Annotated in this window: 2 protein-coding genes; both read left to right on the top strand. The window is 60.9% G+C overall.

Annotated elements, in window-relative coordinates:
• Nucleotides 1-1,705 (top strand): hypothetical protein (locus AC1DK4_RS40535; protein ID WP_477132260.1); only part of this gene is annotated, 1,705 nt, incomplete at its 5' end.
• On the top strand, nucleotides 1,705-2,801 hold a 1,097-nt coding region (locus AC1DK4_RS40530), incomplete at its 3' end, for a DUF6708 domain-containing protein (RefSeq protein WP_477132259.1). The genes AC1DK4_RS40535 and AC1DK4_RS40530, both read left to right, overlap by 1 nt.

Genomic DNA, 2,801 nt, shown 5'->3' with positions numbered 1-2,801 from the left:
ACACTACATCGACATCGAGCGCGCCAAGATCGAAGACCCCGGCGCCGCCATGACCCGCGGCTGGGTGCTCGACGCGGAGCAGGAGGCCCGCTGGGAACAGGCCGCCGAGCAACACATGAAGAACTACGAGGCGGCCATCCGTGCACGGGTGCAGGCGAAGCTCGACAGCGGTGAATACCGCAATCGATTCGAGACCAGGTACGTCAATCCCCCGGACCCGCAGGCCGCCCTGCAGGTTCAGGCCATGAAAGCCAACCTGGCCGCCTTCGAGCAGCAGTGCAAGACGCTGGAAGCCATGGCCGAAGGCCGCTCCAACGACCACCACAAATGGCTGCAGAGCGAGCAGTTGCTCGCGGCCCTGGATGTCTACGACAACCGGGACCCGTCGAACGGCTGGCACTTTTCCGGCCAGACAGGCTTGTGCGTCCTGGGCGCGGAGGGTTGCAAGGCCACCGCCGACATCATCCAGACATGGTGGGAGGGCAACACCACCGACCGCGCCAATCTTGCCCTGCGAGGCTTCGCGCTGAACCAGAGCGACATCCTCGCGGAGATGGAGCGCACCAGGGAAGCGGCCAAAGCCGCGCCGCTGCCCGTCACCGAGCACGATATCTACGACTACACCGGCAAAGGCCTGGAGCGCGCCAAGACCCTGGGGGACATGTTCGACAAGGCCAACGGGCTGTACGAGGAAATGGAAAAGGCCGGCCATGCCAGGCTCGCCGGCGGCGCACTCGCCTGGTACACCAGCCTGGGGCGTCAGACATTGCGCCACGCGCCCAAGGGCATGGAGTGGTTCGTCCACGGTTTCAGCCGCTCGTTGCTGGCCGCCGGCATCGGCAAGCAAGCCGTCAAACTGCGGCTCAAGGAACTACAGGCGATCGGGCGCAGCGCCGACCCCAAGGTCTTGCGCGCGCACGTGAAGCGCAATGTCAACTTCGCCTTCGCCACCGAACTGGTGGACGCCCGCTCCAGTGAATTCTACAAAGTGCGCGCCAGTGGCTGGCTGCTTGTGTTCGAGGCCGCCCTGCTCGGCCATAAGTGGCTCAAAGGGACCAAGGACGAAAAGGAAAAAGCGGAGTTGGCCGCAGCCGCAATAACAACCTTCGCGGCCGGTCTGGAGGTGTTGGCCTGCGGCACGGAGATCGTGTTGCGCCAATATGCCGCCGCCAGTACGACGGGCGTGGGCGCTACCGTCTTTCTTGGTGGACTCAAGTTGTGGGGTGGCGCGCTGGCTACGACAGCGGGCATCTATCTCGTTAGGTACGACTGGTCCGATGGCGTCGAAGCTGAAAAACAGGGAAATACACTGCTGTGGATGGCTTATCGAATCCGCTTCGCGGTATCAATCGCCATGATAGCGAGTCAAGCCGGCATCGCATTTGCAGCGGCCGGACCGATGTTCAAGTTGCTAGCCGAACGTGCGATAAATACTCGCTGGTTCTCTGGGATTAACTTCCTCGCCAACATAGCGGCCTACCTGGGTAAGGAAGCTGTCGCTCTAATGATGCGAAGAATATTGCTCCGTGGCACCTGGGTGACAATTGTCGTCACTGTGCTTATCGCGATTTTCGATGACGATGCCCTGCAGAAATGGTGCAAGCGGACGATATATCGTGGACCCAAGTTCAATGGGGAAAAGCTGTACAAGGATACGGCACAAGAACTTGCCGGGCTCTACGGCGGACTGCAAGAGGTGCTTTGATGTATTTCGCCGAGTGGATCATGTGGCTGGGCAATATCAAGTCCGATGAGTGGTACAAGAAAAATGTGGAGGACCCTGGTCCAAGCCGACCGGTCGTGGAGCCCGTCTATGAAGAGTCCGTGGCCGAAGACAAAGCGAATCAGGCGGCAAAACGGTTCGCACAGGCCAAGACGCGAGGTCCGGTCTATGCCTGCAACGACATCTATCTGGAAATGCGTTCTGGCGGCATGGAGGATAAGCGCGGTCTGGTAACTCTTGTTTCAGGTGCCGTCATTTATCTGCTGTTTGGCATTTGGATTGATATGGACTTGCCCATCTTCTGGGCCGTTATCATGGGCAACGAAACCGTGTTTGGCAGGGCACTAACTGCCAGCGACATCATCATGGCAATATTCGGAACGCTCCTTTCCGGAGTCCCCCTCTGGTTCTATTTCAAATACGCCTTTCGCTTCACGCGACTGGAAGTGCTGACCTCCCGCCATCTGCTGATCCGCTTCAACCGTGTCACGCAGCAGGTCTATCTGCATCGCCCTCCTAGCTGTGGAGGGATTGTCGTTGTGCCCTGGGAGGGCGTCAGTTCGATGGAAGTCGCCGGCCAGCGCTTGCTTCTCGGCTGGTTCGCCGACGACACGCCGCTGCCCTTTCCCGTCATAGCCTTTGTCGGCAAGCAAAGCAGCGGTGAGGCGGATTTGCAGGCGGAATGGGAATTCATCCGCCGCTACATGGACGAGGGCGGCCTGTCGGCTATCCCAGAACCACGCATCAGCTCGCAACTGCCGCTGCCGTGGCAAGCCTTCATCGCGCAGTTCGAGGCCTTGGGGCCCTTCCTGCGCGAAGGCGGTCCCCTCATCTGGGTCGGCTGCCTGATGATTTCGCCGGCTTTCATCATCCTCGGCTTGTCCCACTGGGCATCGCTGCTGCTGTGCTGGCGACCGCGCTGGCCCAAGGTCATCCGCGAGGCCGGCCTGCCGGGCAAGCCCATACCCGCCTTGTCCACTGCCSACAACTACCCGCCAGACATCCGCGAGCAGCTATTGGCCAACGCGCACCGCTGGGCCGTGCGTCCTGGTCGGCGCCCAGATCGCAAGCACGTCGC

This window comes from Cupriavidus sp. 05N38 (assembly GCF_056397345.1).
This window is presented reverse-complemented; position numbering and strand designations above follow the sequence as displayed.